Below are 16337 nucleotides of genomic sequence, written 5' to 3' on the forward strand. Positions count from 1 at the left end.
CACCCAACCTGATCATGAACCCAAGCTCATCCTCACGCCGACAGTTTATCACCCGTGCCGCTGCGGCCGGTCTTCTCATTACGAATTCGCGCGTCGCCTTCGGCTCGCAGGCGAATGCCAAGATCCGCCTCGGCGTGATCGGCTGCGGTGGTCGCGGAACCTTCACCACTGAACAGTTTGTGGCCCATGGCGGTTATGAAATTGCCGCAGCAGCCGATGCTTTTCAGGACAAGCTGGACGCCTTTGGCGATCACTTCCAAGTGCCCAAAGACAAGCGCTTCGTGGGCCTGGATGCCTACAAGCAGATGCTGGCCAACGGTGCCGTAGATGCCGTGCATGTCGTCAGCCCCTCCTACTTTCACAATGAGCAGGCCGCGGCGGCGGTGGATGCAGGCAAGCATGTCTTTGTGGCCAAGCCCATCGCCATTGATGTGCCTGGCATCCGCACCTTTGAAGAAACCGCCAAGCTGGCCGAGAAGAAGGGGCTCACCTTCATGGTGGATTTCCAGACTCAGGGCGATGACCTCTATGTGGAAGGCATCAAACGTGTGAACGAAGGCGCTCTGGGTGACTTGATGTATGGTGAAGGTCTCCACCACATGGGCCGTCTGGCCCGCCAGGCAGAAGATGGCACGCCAGGGGCGCGCCTGCGTAACTGGGTCTTCGACAAAGCCCTCTCGGGCGACATCATCGTGGAGCAAAACATCCACAGTGTGGACGTGATGGTGCGGCTGATGAATGCCGCGCCTGTGCGTGTCATCGGTCATGGCGGTCGCAAGGGCCGGGTGGATGTGGGCGACTGCTGGGACCACTTTGCCCTCATGTTTGAGTTCCCGGGCGATGTGCCCTGGACCTACACCTCCCGCCAGTTTGATCCAGGCGGCGTCCCTGGCGGGATGGTGAACAACCTCATGGGAAGCAAGGGCGCGTTCCTCAGCAAATTCGGCGGCGATATCATGATCCGTGGAGGCAAGGACACTTTCTGGCGCGGCGGCAAAAACCCAAACATCTACAAAACCGGCACCGATACCAACATCGGCCGTTTTGCCGCGGCCATTCATGGAGGGGACAAGGACATCACACGCGCCACGGTGCCCCTGGCCGTGCGCAGCACCCTCACCGCCATCCTGGGCCGCAACGCTGCCTATCAGCACGGCAGCCTGACCTGGGAGGAACTGCAGAAAGACACTTCCAAGTTCGAAGTGGATGCCGCCACTCTGCTGAGCTAAGCGGCAACGTCTGCTAAGACGACGAAAAAAAGCAATCACATTCTAATAAACCGCACTGGGTTCCGTTATACCGGAACCCAGTGTCGTTTTCAGAACGGCCGCCAACCAACCTCATGCCGCCCATGCGTTTCTATTTTCTTCCTGTCATTCTCGCCGCTTTGGCCCCTTTCCATCTACAGGGCCAGATGCCCCCAGAGCTCGTCAAAGCCGAGCGGGCCAAGATTCTCGCAGGTGTGACCAGCCTGCCCAAAACAGGAGCCCCCGGTCCGATCGCCATCTGGGGAAACATCGCCTTTCCTCTGCTGTCCGCTGCCAGCGGGCGTGAGGCCAATGAACTGGCAGTCGCAGCCGCAGCAGGGCATGGCAAAGGCCGAATCATCCTCTTCGGCCACAACAGCTATCTGGATGGCAATGCCGGTGGCGACCACGCCAAACTGATGGAGAACTGCGCCACCTGGGTAGGGAACAAAGCCAAGCCCCGCATCGGCCTCAAAGGTGTGAATGCCACGGCCTTCTTCGACAAGCTGGGATTCAAAGCCGAAAGCTTCAGCGACATCACTAAAAAGACACTGGGGGCCTATGATGTCATCATCCTCAATGCCCAAAACGTCACCGATACCGCGCAAGGCAACCTCCTGGCCGACTGGGTCAAAAACGGCGGGGGCCTCATCGCCGGGATGACGGGCTGGGCCTTTAGCCAGACTAGCGGTGGAAAGGACCTGGCCGTTTCGCACGGACTCAATCAGGCCCTGATGCCGGCAGGTGTGGCCTTCACGGACATGAGTGCTTTTGACGGTCTGAATACTTTCCAAGCCAGAGCAGACCTCCCTGCTCTGATGAATGCATCTGAAGCCATCCAAGCCATCAAAAAACAAAGCGCGGGTGGCAGCCCCCTAACTCCTGAGGAGGTGAAACAATCCTCCAGCGCCATCCAGGTGGCCCTAGCCGCCCAACCTCCAGACCGTAGCAACCTCCGGGATGCCGTCACCGCAGCCCTGGGAGAGAACGGCAAGAACGGCATCGTCCCCACCAAAACAGCCCCGCTTACCCAGGCCCAACATGCGGCGGAACGCATTCGGTTAGGCATGGAAACACGCGTACTGCGACTGGCTGCCAGCGAAAAAGCACTCGCGCATCCCGCCCATGAAGCGTTCCCAGGAAAAGCCCCCACCGATGCCCCGCGCATCTCCAGTGAGGTGAAGATTGATCCCACCATCCCTGGATGGACCAGCACCGGGATCTACGCCGCTGCCGGGGAAACCATCACGGTCACCACACCAGAAACGATCGCGGGCAAAGGCTATGCAGTGCGCATCGGCTGCCATTCGGACACTCTCTACCACCTGGACACCTGGTCGCGCGCACCTGACATCTGCAAGACTGCGCCCTTGAATGCGGCAACCACCCAGATCGCCAGCGCCTTTGGCGGGCTCGTTTACATCGAGGTCCCCGGCCGTGCGACTGAGGGAGAAGCCTTTGCCGTCACCCTTCAGGGCGGTATCGCGGCTCCGCTATTTGTGTTAGGCCAGGACGACGATGCCAAATGGAACAGTGAGATCAAAAAACGCCCTGCGCCATGGGCCGAGCTAGCCTGTGACAAAATGATCCTCAGTGTGCCCACCGAGGTGGCTCGCACCGTCACCACGCCGACGTTGCTCATGCAGTTCTGGAAACAGGTCGTCGAGGCCCAGGATGACATCAGCAACCAAACGGCTGAGCGCAAACGCCCAGAACGCATGGTGGCCGATGTGCAAATCAGCGCAGGTTTCATGCACAGCGGCTACCCCATCATGCTGCACGTGCCGGAGGCCCTGGAGATGGTCACTTATAACCGCATCAAGTTCCCAGGCTGGGGCTACCATCATGAAATCGGGCATAACCATCAGCGTGGTCACTTCACCTTCGAGGGCACTGGCGAGGTCACCAACAACGTTCTCGGCATGTATGTGTACGAGGCCGTGCTGAAGAAAGACTGGCTCATTGGCCACAGCGCCATCACGCCCGAAAGGCGCAAGGAGAACCTGATCAAGATCAAGCAGGCGGCTGACAAGTGGGCCACCTGGAAAGGCGACCCATTCCTGGCCCTGCATACCTACATTCAGTTAGTCCAGGCCTTCGGCTGGGAGAGCTGGCGCGCCTACCTTTACAGCTTTTCCGACACCAAATTCGGTCCCATGCCCGAAAGCGACGATGACAAACGCGACCAGTTTCTCGTCCGTTATTCCAAAATCGTGAACCGCAATCTCGGCCCCTTCTTCGACGCCTGGGGCATCCCCGTGAGCACCGAGGCTAAGGCCGAAGTCAGCAAGCTGGAAAGCTGGATGCCTGCGGAGATGTAGGACTATCGACCGATAAACCAGGAAGTCTCACCACCATGAGACGTCCTGGAGATTAGAGCGCCGATGAATCACGAAATAGGCTCCCAAAACTGGGGGATAGAAGGCTTGGTTAGGCACTCAAACATCTTTTTGCCATTCTTCTTCGGCCAGAGTTTCGCAACGACGACGAGATGGGGCCCCGAGACTAACATCATCCGAGAATCCCTTCGCGATACTCCATGGCATTCCACAGAGTTGATCAAGCGTTAGCCAGATCAAGGTAGGCCTCTTCGGAGCACGAAAAAACCCTGTGAGGGGATACCTCACAGGGCTTTTAGTGGTGAATCACTTCACCGTGGTGTTTGGGCCTCCGTGAGACCCGCTTAATTACTTCTTAGCAGCCTTTTTAGCGGCCTTCTTTGCTGGAGCCTTCTTGGCAGGAGCAGCAGCTTTCTTAGCTGGTGCAGCAGCCTTCTTGGCTGGAGCGGCCTTCTTCGCAGGGGCAGCTTTCTTAGCAGGAGCGGCCTTCTTTGCAGGGGCGGCAGCCTTCTTAGCAGGAGCAGCCTTCTTAGCGGCGGCTTTCTTTGCAGCTTTCTTAGCCATATTAGTGTTCCTCTTGTTGTTGTTGGTTGCTTTGTTTGTTTGTTTTGCCGCAGGAGCAGCAGCGCTGCCACTACGGACATTCTTTGGGGCACCAGCCTTGGCGGCGGCGCGCTTTTCCTCAATCGCAGCCTGCGCAGCGGCAAGGCGAGCAACCGGGACACGGAAAGGACTGCAGCTCACATAGCTAAGACCGACCGAGTGGAAGAACTTCACACTGTCCGGATCGCCACCGTGCTCACCGCAGATGCCGAGCTTGATGTCAGGACGTGTGGCACGGCCTTTCTCAATGGCGATCTTGACGAGCTGGCCAACGCCGGTCTGGTCGAGGCTTGCAAAGGGGTTCTTCTTGAAGATCTCATTCTCCGTGTATGGGAGCAAGAAATTGCCCATGTCATCACGGCTGATGCCGAGAGCGGTCTGAGTGAGGTCGTTCGTGCCGAAGCTAAAGAACTCGGCGGTCTGGGCAATTTCGTCGGCGGTCAGAGCGCCACGTGGAACTTCGATCATGGTGCCGACGCTGTAGCTCAGCTTCACCTTCTTCTCTTTCTGCACCTGGGCAGCCACGTCATGAACGATGGCGACCTGGAGATCCAGTTCCTTCTTGAAACCGACCAGCGGGATCATGACTTCTGGCTTCACCTTGATGCCCTTCTTCTGGACTTCAGCCGCCGCTTCAAAGATGGCGCGGGCCTGGGTCTCCGTGATTTCTGGGTAGGCGATGCCAAGACGGCAACCGCGGTGGCCCAGCATCGGGTTGAACTCATGAAGAGCGTTCACGCGGGAAATGACTTTCTCCGTGGTGATACCGAGCTTCTTCGCGAGGTCAGCCTGGGACTTCTCGTCATGAGGAACGAACTCATGGAGAGGTGGGTCAAGCAGGCGGATGGTCGCAGGCAGGCCTTTGAGGGCTTCAAAGATGCCGATGAAGTCTTCGCGCTGGTAAGGAAGGATCTTGGAGAGGGCAGCCTTGCGTGCTTCCACGGTTTCAGCCAGGATCATCTCACGGACGGCGTCGATGCGGTCACCTTCAAAGAACATGTGCTCTGTGCGGGTAAGGCCGATGCCCTGGGCACCGAAAGCGATCGCGTTCTGGGTCTGCTCTGGATTGTCAGCATTCGTGCGGACCTGCAGGCGGGTGGCCTGGGAGCACCACTTCATGAGCTGGTTGAAGCTCTTGAACTTCTCCGTGGCCTGGGCGGCCTTGTCGCCACCGATCATGCCGGTGATGATTTCGGAAGGAGCGGTCTTCAACTGGCCTGCATAGACGATACCGCTGGTACCATCGATGGAGAGGAAATCGCCTTCGCTGAAGGTCTGGCCTGCAACGGTAACGGTCTTCGCATCGTAGTCGATCTCCAGTGCAGCAGCACCGCAGATACAAACCTTGCCCATCTGACGGGCAACGAGAGCCGCGTGGGAGGACACACCACCGCGAGCGGTGAGGATGCCTTCAGCGGCGATCATGCCCCGAAGATCTTCGGGGCTGGTTTCGTTACGGACGAGGAGGACTTTTTCACCCTTCTGCTCAGCGATGACGGCGCGGTCAGCGTTGAGGTAGATCTTGCCGGAGGCGGCACCTGGGCCGGCTGGCAGACCAGTGGCGATGGCCTTGGCTTTCTTCACGTCAGCGACGTCGAAGATCGGGGCCAGAAGCTGGTCGAGCTGATCGGCTGGGTTACGCAGAACTGCGGTTTCCCAATCGATAAGTTTTTCCTTCACCATGTCGATGGAGAACTTGAGGGCAGCAGCAGCGGTGCGCTTGCCGTTACGGGTCTGAAGCATGAACAGCTTGCCCTGCTGGATGGTGAACTCGACATCCTGCACGTCTTTGAAATGCTTCTCGAGGGTCGCGCGGACCTTCAGCAGTTCAGCGTAGGACTTCGGCATCACTTCCTTGAGCTTCAGCACAGGCTCAGGAGTGCGCACGCCGGCGACGACGTCTTCACCCTGAGCATTGATGAGGAACTCACCGTAGAATTCGTCAGCGCCATTGGCTGGGTTACGGGTGAAGGCCACACCGGAACCGGAGTCATCGCCCGTGTTGCCATACACCATGGCCTGCACGTTCACAGCGGTGCCCCACTCAGCAGGGATGCCGTATTTGCGGCGATAAACGATCGCACGATCATTCATCCAGGAACCGAACACAGCGCCAGCGGCACCGCGAAGCTGATCCCATGGGCTGTTCGGGAACACCTTGCCCGTGCGCTCTTTGACGAGCTCTTTGAAAAGGCGGACGAGTTCCTGCTGGTCAGCGGCGGTCAGGTCGCTGTCCACGATGTCCTTGTGATAAACCTTGTGCTTGTACTCTTCGATGACGGTCTCGAAAGGCTCATGGTCTTCACCTTCGCGCTTCTGCACGCCGAGCACCACGTCACCATACATCTGGATGAAACGGCGGTAGCAGTCCCAAGCGAAACGCTCATTCTTCGTGACGGAAGCGAGCGAGAGAACCGTCTGGTCATTCAGACCCAGGTTCAAAATCGTGTCCATCATGCCTGGCATGGAGTCACGTGCACCGGAGCGCACCGCGACGAGAAGTGGCATGCCTTTGGCATCACCAAACTTGGCACCCATGATTTTCTCCATGGCAGCCACACCGGCTTCCATCTGCTTCTGTAGCTCCACCGGATAGGTGCGCTTGTGGTCGTAGAAGTATGTGCAGACTTCCGTCGTGATCGTGAATCCGGGAGGCACTGGAAGGCCAATGCGGCTCATCTCTGCGAGGTTTGCACCTTTTCCGCCGAGCAGAGGTTTCATGGAGCCATCTCCATCCGCTTTTCCTGCTCCGAAGGAATAAACGTATTTCACTGCCTTGGTGCCTTTGCTCGCTGTTTTTGCCATAGAGGTTGTTGTTATAATCGGGGCTTGTTTGGTTTTGTTGTTTGGGACTGAGCGCCGATAATTATCTTCCGATTATAGGATGCAAGCATTAGTTGACAATGAAAAGTTGGTGGGCACTTCTGGACGCGGAGCCCAAGGGGCGCGGCATAACACCAAACGTGACACGCCGCAGCCAGCCAAACGTCAACGTTCCCATCATCGTGTATTGACGTTTGGCCGGGTTTTTGATTTAACATAAAATCATCTTCTGGAGGTCTCCGCACCCAATCGCGAGCCCCTGCCACTGATCCAAACCCTCTTCTCGTCATTCCATGAAAACGCCCCCCCTATCGCCATCCTCACTGATCCGTCGCGGCTTCACGCTCATCGAGCTGCTCGTCGTCATCGTCATCATCGCCATCCTGGTTTCGCTCGCCGTACCGGCAACCAACATTGTGATGAGAAAAGCCCAGGAGCTGAAAATCAAAACCACCCTGAAGGATCTCAATGTGGCCATCGGCCACTACCGCACGGAGTATAACCGCTTCCCCATTGACCCGAACGACGCCAGCGCCGGCGGCGACAGCGACATGGAGCCCTTCCTCACGGACGGCACCTCGCAGACGATGATCAACATCCTCATGGCCAACGTGGACACCAGCGGCGGCAGCACCAACATGAACCCCCGCAAGATCAAGTTCATCGATCTCCCAACCGCCAAGAACAACCAGTTCGGGATTGTTGACCCCAGCGGCGGCACGGGCGAAGGCACCCCGGTGCAGCTAGTGGACACCTGGGGCCTGCCTTACAAAGTGCTGCTGGATACCAACTACGACAACCGCATCCAGAACCCGGACAAAAACAGCATTGACCAGATCATCTCCAGCAAGGCTCCCGAGTTCCTGAGCGCTTCCTCCGCTATCTACAGCTTTGGCCCTGACAAGATCGAAAACACCAAGGACGACATCGTCTCCTGGCGCTAAACTGACCCGCTTCATAAAAAGCCGATCACGAAAAACGTGGTCGGCTTTTTTATGCCCGGCATTCACTCGCCGCGATAAAGGCGCGGCACACGATTGTTGATGTTGGTGAGCACCTCATAGGGAATCGTTCCCGCCCACTCCGCCACCTCCGCCGCAGAAATAATGTGCCCGCCGGATTCACCCAGCAGGATCACCTCATCGCCATTGTAGGCGGTGCCCTGATCCAGATTAACCATCATTTGATCCATGCAGACCCGGCCGACGACCGGACTGCGGACCCCTCGGATGATCACTTCGGAGCGGTTCGACAGTGCTCGAAAGTAACCATCGCCATAGCCCACGGGAATTGTGACCACTCGCACCGCCTTGTCACTCTGCCAGGTGGAGCCATAACTCACCGGATGGCCCGGCTGCACCACTTTGAAATAAGCCACGCGGCTTTTCCAAGTCAGCGCGGGGCGCACCGCCACCGTTTGCTGGCACTCATGGCTGGGATAAACGCCATAGAGCAGAATGCCAGGCCGGACGAGGTCGAGATGGCTCTCGGGCATTTGAAGAATGCCGGCGCTGTTCGCGATGTGACGCAGCGGCATCGGCAAGCTGCGTTTTTCATAAAAGGACAGCACTTCCATGAAGCGCTCAAGTTGCAGCTTCGCGTGCGCCAGATCTTCCGCATCCGCATTCGCGAAGTGGGAGTAAATGCCCTCCACGATGACGTGACGGCAAGCCAGGCTGGCCTCCAGCAGAGCCGCTGCGCTGTAGTAATGAATGCCAATCCGCTCCATGCCGGTGTCCACTTTCAGATGTACCCGGGCGCGCATTCCCATGGAGGCGGCAGTTTCATCAATCAGGTGCAGCTTTTCCACGGATGGCGCGGTGAGGGTCAGATCATGCTGAAGAAACAGCGGGATCTGCTCTCCCGCAATACCGCCGAGAACCAGCACCGGGGCCGTGATGCCCTCCCGCCGGAGTGAAATCCCCTCCTCCAAAAACGCCACACCGAGACAGTCCGCACCGCAACGCACCATGTGCCTGGCAACAGGCACCAGACCATGACCATAGGCGTTGGCCTTCAGGATGGTCATCACCTTGGCATCTCCCACCCGTTGGCGAATGGCGGCCAAGTTTTCTGCGAGACAGGAGAGGTCCACCTCGACATGAGTTGGCCTAACTGGTTGTTCCTCAATCACTGTGCTCATGGAACCGCTCATGACCGTTTTTCCAGCACGCGCAGGCGCTCACGTCCTTCCCTGCCCTCATAGGCTTCTCCCGGAATGTAGTCTTCGCGGATCCTCCATAGGCCATCAGGGAACAAGGCATCCAACTCTTCAGGAGACAGGCCAAAGGGTGGCCCGGACTCACCGGGCTCCATGTCCGGATTGATAAACCACACGCCGACCAACTTCCCGCCGGGTTTCAAAAGTCGGCCCACCGTTTCCGCATAGGCAGCCCGCAGCTCCGGTGGCAGCGCACAAAGGCAGGTGTGCTCGAATATATAATCGAAGCTTCCCGTCCACTCTGCTGGCAGGGCAAACAAATCACCCAGCACAAAACGGGAGGCGTGGTCTGGGTGCCGGGCACGTGCCCTCTGCACGGCCGTTGCAGAAAGGTCCACGCCCACCGCATCCAGCCCAGCCTCCGCCAGCAGCACCACATCATGCCCGATGCCGCAGCCCGGCACGAGGGCACGGCCCTGCGAAGATTGCTTTTGAACCCAGGCTGACAAGGGCGGCGATGGAGCCCCCTTGTCCCAAGGTGTGTTTTCCTCGATGTAGCAGCTTTCCCAGTCAGTCATGATGACCACAGAGGGAGCGTGCCACACCGAGGCTGCAACCTGAATCGCAACTCAGAGAGCGGCGACGATGGCATTGCCCATCTCGCGGGTGCCCACCTTCCGGGTGCCTTCCACGCCTGTGAAGATGTCACCCGTGCGCAGTCCATCCTCGATGACTTTACGTACCGCGTTTTCAATCGCGACCGCCTGCTCTTCGAGACCGAGTGAGAAGCGCAGCAGCAGTGCCGCCGAAAGGATCTGCGCAATCGGATTGGCGATACCCATGCCAGCGATGTCCGGGGCGGTGCCGCCGCTTGGTTCAAAGAGGCCGAAGTACAGGCCATCCCCCTTGGGTTTGCCAAGACTGGCACTGGCCAGCATACCCAGGCTGCCGCAGATCATCGCCATCTCATCACTGAGGATGTCGCCGAAAAGGTTTTCTGTGACCATGACGTCAAAGCTGCGCGGAGCCTTGATGAGCTGCATGGCTGCATTGTCCACATAGAGGTGCGCCAGGGTGACATCCGGGTACTGCTTCGCCACTTCCAGCATCGTTTCTCTCCAAAGCACGCTGTTGGTCAGCACGTTGGCCTTGTCCACGGAGGTCACATGCTTGCGGCGAAGTTGCGCGGCCTTGAAGGCCACATGGCCGATGCGCTCGATCTCGCTCTTTTTATACACCATGGTGTCGATGACTTCGATGTCGCCATCGGGCAGGGTGGTGCGGCTTTTGGGCTGGCCGAAATACAGCCCCCCCGTGAGTTCGCGAACGCAAAGCACGTCAAATCCGCCTTCCACCAGGTCTGGGCGGATGGGGGAAGAAGCCGTCAGAGCCGGGTAGCAGAGGCCGGGACGCAGGTTGGCAAAAAGGCCGAAATGCTTGCGCAGTGGCAGCAGGGCACCGCGCTCTGGCTGCTCATTGGGAGGCAGTTTTTCCCACTTAGGGCCACCGACCGAGCCGAAAAGGATCGCGTCGCTCGCCTCGCAGGCAGTCACGGTTTCCGCAGGCAGGGCCTTCCCCACAGCATCAATGGCGGCACCCCCGACGAGCTGGTGATTGTATTCGAAAGCGAAATCCGACCGGGCGGCCAGGGTGTCGAGGACTTGGATCGCCTCGGCCATGACTTCAGGGCCGATGCCATCTCCGGGGAGGACTGCGAGTTTGTACGTGCGACTCATAAAATAGGGCCGGGTTTATGGACGAAGATGCGGTCCCGGGCAAGGGCGGAGAATTAGGTTGAGTAATTGCGCCTCAGAATCAGTCTGATTCCTACAACAACCTTATTTTCGCCTTCCAAAAGGTCGCGCATTTTAGCATTGCCTTCTGCTGGGGGTGTCAATACCCTGTCTTTACAATCATGAAAAATCCCTTTTCAGCCCTTTTCCCCACTGCCGCCTTCCTCTGGGTAGCCACCCTGTCCGGGATGGCCCAGAGTTCTGAGGCGGAGGTGATTGACATAAACACCCAGCCTCCAGCGACCAACACCTCGCGAAAAACGATGGTGAAGGTCAACACGGGATCGGGCGAAATTCTGCTGATCGGCATCGATGATCCCCTGAGCGGATCCGAACTTTGGCGCAGTGACGGCACCGCACTGGGCACCCGCCAAGTCCGTGACATCCTCCCGGGAACGGCTGGTTCTGAGCCGCGCGACCTGACCGCCGTTGGCAACCGGGTCTTTTTCACAGCCCAGGAGGCTGACAACAAAACCGGCCTCTGGGTGACCAATGGTGAATTTGCCGGGACCACGCGCCTGAAGCTGTTTGATAGCTCTGGGCAGCCCGGCATTCGCCGTGTGGATCGTCTCAATGCTTTCAATGGGCGACTGATCTTCCGCGGTTATGACACCACGGGAAGTGAAATCTGGATGTCCGACGGCACGGCGGAGGGCACCGTCCGGAATCTCGACATCACCGGTTCACCACTGAATTCGGATGTGGATCATTTTTTCAATGCCAACAATAGCACGCTCTATTTCACCGCCAACAACGGCTCCTTGGGTCGTGAGTTGTGGAAAATGAACAGTGCTTTCCAGACCTCCATCTACCAGGATATCCAGATCGGCATCGAGTCCTCCTTCCCGGCTGACAGCACGCCGATTGATCAAAACACTCCAGGGTTTCAGGCAGAAATCACTTCGATCACCAGTCCGCAAACCGGCACCTTTCTCTACTTTGTGGGAGATGGGCCTGAAGGCATCGAGCTTCGCCGAACGGATGGATCTGCCACCATTAACGGCACAAAAGTGGTCCGGGACATTGTGCCAGGCTCAGAAAGCTCAGCCCCCCGGTCACTGAAGGCGATGACCGTGGGAGGAACTGAATTCCTCTACTTTGCCGCCAACCAGATCAACGTAACGGGCCGCGAACTGTGGAGGACTAACCCAACCACTGAAGTCACCGAAATTGTCCGAGACATTGTGGATGGCGTCAACAGTTCCGGCGTCAATAATTTGATCGTCCTCGGCAACACGCTCTTTTTTACGGCCAATGAAGGTCAGGGCGTGGAGCTGTGGCGCAGCAACGGCATCCCCGGTGCCGCAGGCACCACACGTGTTACCAACATCAATCCGGGCGCTGGCAGCTCGAACCCCACCAACTTTAACATCTTCAGCAGCAAGCTGATGTTCACCGCCGTCAATGGTGACAACGCCATGGGACTTTACTCTGCTATTGCGACAGGTGCTGAAACCCTGGTGAAGCAGTTTGCCGCAGGCGACACGGCCTCAAATTTCGTCCAGATCGGCAGCAACCTTTACTTCCTCGTCAATGGCTCCCAACTCTGGGTCACCAATGGCGTGAATGCCGCAGGCACCACCCTCGTGAAGGACTTCCAGTTAGGCAATGCCGGCTCTTTTGCCACAGGCCTCGCGGCAGACGGCACAGGCATGGTTTACTTTTCAGCCACCGACGGCCTGTCCGGCCAGGAGCTGTGGAAATCCGATGGCACCCAGGGTGGCACCAGCCTGGTGGCCAATATCCGGCCTGAAGCAGAAACCCCAAATCCGCCGCCACTGGACTCCGCCCCCACCAGCATCACCCCTTCCGGCGAGCAGATCTTTTTCTCCGCCGATGCAACTGGCAGCAATCGCGAACTTTGGGTCACCGACGGCACAGGTCCTGGAACACGGGTTGTCAAAACCATCGGAGATCTGGAGATCAATACCGGCGGAGCCAGCGATCCCACCTTCCTCACCGATATTGAGGGGGTTCTCTACTTCTCCGCCGTCTCGGCGGGCAATGGCCGGGAACCTTGGCGTACGGATGGCACCCCAGCAGGCACGGTGATGATTGCCAATCTGGTGGACGACACCCTCTCTTCGAACCCGGAACAGTTCGTGAAATATAAAAACGACGTGTTTTTTGTCTCTCGGGCACAGTTGCAACAAACTCGACTACGCAAGGAATCAGCCCCCTTCAACTTCATTCAAGATTCTAATTCGAGCACTGACGGTCCTCTCAATGTTAAGGAATTGCTCGTCTTTGGCACCGGAACCAATGAGAGACTTTTCTTCGTGGGTGCAAATAGCACCAGAGGGACGGAGCTCTGGAAAAGCAATGGCGTCATTGGTGCCGGCGGAGCAACCGAGTGCATCGACATCAACCCAAACAGCGGCAGTTCCACACCAGAGTATCTGACGGTAGTCGGCACTTCCCTGTTTTTCGTCGCCACCGATGGCAGCATCTCCAACACAGGCCGCGAGCTTTGGCGCACTACGGGCAGCCTGGCTACGACCAAGATCGTCAAGGACATCTTTGTCGGCACTGAAAGCTCGGATCCGGAAAATCTCATCGAATCTGGCGGCAAACTGTTCTTCACCGCCAATACCGCCGCCAATGGCCGGGAACTGTGGGTGAGCAACGGTACAGCCGCCGGGACCCTGTTGCTGAAGGACATCGTCCCTGGCCCAGGCAGCCCCGAGATCACGAACATGCGCAATGTGGATGGCATCCTGGTTTTCTCCGCAAACAATGGCACGGATGGCCGCGAAGTCTGGATCTCCGACGGCACCGCCCTGGGCACCCGAATGCTGCAGGACCTAGCCCCTCAATCGGCCTCCTCAAACCCGGGTGAGTTCACCGCCCTGGATGGCCGCGTTCTGTTCACCGGCTCCACGCCTGAAGCAGGCAATGAACTGTTGCTTTCCTTTGTTGGTTCCAACCTGGAAGTCGAACTTCAGCCCGCCAACAGTGCCGTCGCTTCTGGTAGCACGGTCACCTTCCCAGCCGTTAACTTCAAGCTGAACACAACGCTGACCTTCACCCTGAAGAATACCGGGGTTAACGGCTTGAATACCATCAAGCCGGTCATCACGGGGGTCAATGCCTCTGAATTCACCCTGGTGGCACCCAAGGCAGCCATCTCTGTGGCAGCCAATGCCAGCACGACGATGGCTGTGCGTTTTACCCCCAAAGAAGGTGGCATTCGCCGGGCCACGCTGTCCATCTCCAGCAATGACAATGAACCGAAGCCTTACGTCATCCAGCTTGAAGGCACCGGTAACAAGGACCCTGAAATCACTCTTCAGCCCCTGCCCCTCATGCTGAATGTGGGCGAGCCTGCCAGCTTTGAATCCAACGCTATCGGCACCGCCCCACTGGCCCTCCAGTGGAGGCGAGGATCTGCCAGCGTGGCCGGGGCCACCAGCACCATGCTGAACATCAGCGCCGTCACCCTGAAGGATGCAGGTGCCTACTCTCTCTTCGTCAAGGGTAGCCCTCTAACCGCCATCAGCAACCCGGCTGAACTGGGAGTGGTGGAAGACTACGTCGTCCCGCCGACTCTCGTCGCTGGCATCGGCAAGGTCGCCACCCTGAAGGTCAATGCCGCAGGTAACCAGCTCACCTATCAGTGGATGCGCCAGCGGTTAGGAGAACCCACCCCGACGGATCTCGTCAATGACGACCGCTTCAGCGGAGCCACCACCAAGACCCTGATCATCAAGGGCCTGCTCACCTCCGACACAGCAGAATACTCCTGCCGCGTCTCCAATCCCGCGGGCAGCAAGATCGGCGGCACGACGCAACTCAATGTCTTCGGGGAGCCCCCGGATGTTCTCACCACGCAGAACATGCCAAACGGTGTGGTGGGAGGAGATTATTATCACCAGATCAAGATTGACCCAGACCCAATCAAATCCGCCCTGACTTACTCGGCCACGGGTCTGCCTCCAGGCCTCAAGGTGAATGTCAAGACAGGAGAAATTACGGGCCGCCCCACCAAGGATGGCAACTACAGCCCCATCCTCACGGCCAAAAATACAGTCGGTGGCGACAACTACACCGTCGTTCCCGCCATCAATATCGAGCTCTTTCCCGCAGGAGTCGAAGGCATCTACTCCGGCACAGTGGAGCACAACGGTGAAATCAACGGACACCTCGGGGGTCGCCTGGATCTCACGGTCACCAAGACGGGTAGCTTCAGCGGTAGCCTGACTCTAGGCGGTAGCAAGTTGCCGATCAAAGGCATCATGAACGTCTATCGCGCAGAAACCAACACGCGGCCAGAGTTCCAACTCCTCGTAAAACGCACAGGCAAGCCAGTGCCGGATCCCGTGACTTTGCAGGTGGAGCTCAATCCCGTGACAGGTCTACTCACCAGCAATAGCAAGGTGACCGTTCAGGGTGAAACGGCTCTCATCACTGGAGCTCGCCGGGTGGATGCACTCGCTGCCGCTCAATACGTGGGTTATTACACCTTTGGGATGGAACTCGGGGACCTGGGCCAGGTGGGTGAAGCCTCCGCTGCCACCATTCCCCAAGGGTGGAGCTTTGGCTCTTTCACAGTGGCTAAAGATGGTCGGCTTACCTTTGCAGGCCGCACGGCGGATGGGGATAGAATCATCGGGGCTTCCTTTGTGGGAGTGGACAGCAAAATCGTTGTCTTCCAGACCATGTACACCCCGCTGAAGGGCTCCCTCCTCGGCAGCTTGACAGTGGACTCCGTGAACACGGCAGACCTCACTGATAACACCCTCACGGGTGATGTGGAATGGGTGCGCCCGGCGGATCCGAAGTCCAAGACCCGCACCTATGTCGCAGGCTTTGGCATGACCGGCACACCCGTGACAGATCCTGTGGCCCTGGAAGCCACGGGCTCCATTTATGTGAAACCGGTGGGTACCGCCCTCACCCTCGACCTGCCTGCCCCGATGACGTTGGATCTTGAGTTCCGATATGGAGGTCTCCTCACCGCGGATGCCATGGCACGGCTGGATTCCAGCGTCATCTTGGCAGCTAGCCACAAGATCACTCAGCCAACTCCAGCAACCTCCGGACAAACTAGGTTGGCCTCCATCGCGGGTGCCACGGGCCTCTTCACCGGCAGCTTTGCCCTCACCGATGCGGACCTTCGTCCTAACTTCACCAAACCCCTCATCCGCAGGGTCACCTTTCAGGGCATCATGGTGAAAGACCATCTGGGTGACAAATTCGGAGCCGGGTTCTTCCTGCTGCCGGAGCAGCCAGAAGGTAGCGAAACCCCCACCACAGTGCCCATCCTGAGCGGTGAGATCGAGCTGACGCCCAACCTTCCATAATCGAGCAACCATCAATCAAACAGGCGTGAGGGTTTCCCCTTCACGCCTGTTTTGTTTTTCGAGTCTTC

General features: G+C 58.1%; 8 protein-coding genes. 4 read left to right on the forward strand and 4 right to left on the reverse strand.

Translation table 11 applies throughout. From position 1 onward, the window contains the following. The first annotated feature begins 14 nt into the window (after positions 1–14). Positions 15–1229: a Gfo/Idh/MocA family protein gene (locus tag ABEB25_RS08265; RefSeq protein ID WP_345735918.1), complete on the forward strand. Its 1215-nt coding sequence runs from the start codon at positions 15–17 to the stop codon at positions 1227–1229. A gap of 122 nt (positions 1230–1351) precedes the next feature. Beyond that, positions 1352–3568, forward strand: a complete 2217-nt coding sequence (locus ABEB25_RS08270; protein ID WP_345735919.1) for a M60 family metallopeptidase — start codon at positions 1352–1354, stop codon at positions 3566–3568. A gap of 366 nt (positions 3569–3934) precedes the next feature. Here ABEB25_RS08270 and ppdK read toward each other — a convergent pair whose 3' ends face one another. Next, positions 3935–6994, reverse strand: coding sequence for a pyruvate, phosphate dikinase (ppdK, locus tag ABEB25_RS08275; protein ID WP_425571995.1), 3060 nt, complete (start codon positions 6992–6994; stop codon positions 3935–3937). Between the two features lie 311 nt (positions 6995–7305). Here ppdK and ABEB25_RS08280 point away from each other — a divergent pair, with 311 nt between their 5' ends. Further along, positions 7306–7956, forward strand: coding sequence for a type II secretion system protein (locus tag ABEB25_RS08280; protein WP_345735920.1), 651 nt, complete (start codon positions 7306–7308; stop codon positions 7954–7956). A gap of 62 nt (positions 7957–8018) precedes the next feature. Here ABEB25_RS08280 and alr read toward each other — a convergent pair whose 3' ends face one another. The 3 genes from alr to leuB are packed head-to-tail and all read right to left on the reverse strand — an operon-like array spanning position 8019 to position 10909. After that, a complete protein-coding gene (alr, locus tag ABEB25_RS08285) occupies positions 8019–9155 on the reverse strand; it encodes an alanine racemase (protein WP_345735921.1) in 1137 nt (378 codons plus the stop codon). A gap of 8 nt (positions 9156–9163) precedes the next feature. Then, on the reverse strand, positions 9164–9751 hold the full coding sequence (locus ABEB25_RS08290) for a methyltransferase domain-containing protein (protein ID WP_345735922.1): 588 nt from the start codon (positions 9749–9751) through the stop codon (positions 9164–9166). Positions 9752–9802: 51 nt separating this feature from the next. Next, entirely contained in the window at positions 9803–10909 is a 1107-nt protein-coding gene (gene leuB, locus ABEB25_RS08295) for a 3-isopropylmalate dehydrogenase (RefSeq protein WP_345735923.1), read from the reverse strand. Between the two features lie 179 nt (positions 10910–11088). Between leuB and ABEB25_RS08300 the strand changes: the two genes are divergently transcribed. Beyond that, complete coding sequence (locus ABEB25_RS08300; RefSeq protein ID WP_345735924.1) at positions 11089–16269, forward strand: ELWxxDGT repeat protein; 5181 nt, start codon at positions 11089–11091, stop codon at positions 16267–16269. Positions 16270–16337 lie beyond the last annotated feature (68 nt).

Source organism: Prosthecobacter algae (assembly GCF_039542385.1).
Lineage (GTDB): Bacteria > Verrucomicrobiota > Verrucomicrobiia > Verrucomicrobiales > Verrucomicrobiaceae > Prosthecobacter > Prosthecobacter algae.

Bases quoted from the DNA above. Each gene is read 5' to 3' on its own strand.
- ABEB25_RS08290 (WP_345735922.1), bottom strand. From the start codon at position 9,751: ATGACTGACTGGGAAAGCTGCTACATCGAGGAAAACACACCTTGGGAC.
- leuB (WP_345735923.1), bottom strand. From the start codon at position 10,909: ATGAGTCGCACGTACAAACTCGCAGTCCTCCCCGGAGATGGCATCGGC.
- alr (WP_345735921.1), bottom strand. From the start codon at position 9,155: ATGAGCACAGTGATTGAGGAACAACCAGTTAGGCCAACTCATGTCGAG.
- ABEB25_RS08270 (WP_345735919.1), top strand. From the start codon at position 1,352: ATGCGTTTCTATTTTCTTCCTGTCATTCTCGCCGCTTTGGCCCCTTTC.
- ppdK (WP_425571995.1), bottom strand. From the start codon at position 6,994: ATGGCAAAAACAGCGAGCAAAGGCACCAAGGCAGTGAAATACGTTTAT.
- ABEB25_RS08280 (WP_345735920.1), top strand. From the start codon at position 7,306: ATGAAAACGCCCCCCCTATCGCCATCCTCACTGATCCGTCGCGGCTTC.
- ABEB25_RS08300 (WP_345735924.1), top strand. From the start codon at position 11,089: ATGAAAAATCCCTTTTCAGCCCTTTTCCCCACTGCCGCCTTCCTCTGG.
- ABEB25_RS08265 (WP_345735918.1), top strand. From the start codon at position 15: ATGAACCCAAGCTCATCCTCACGCCGACAGTTTATCACCCGTGCCGCT.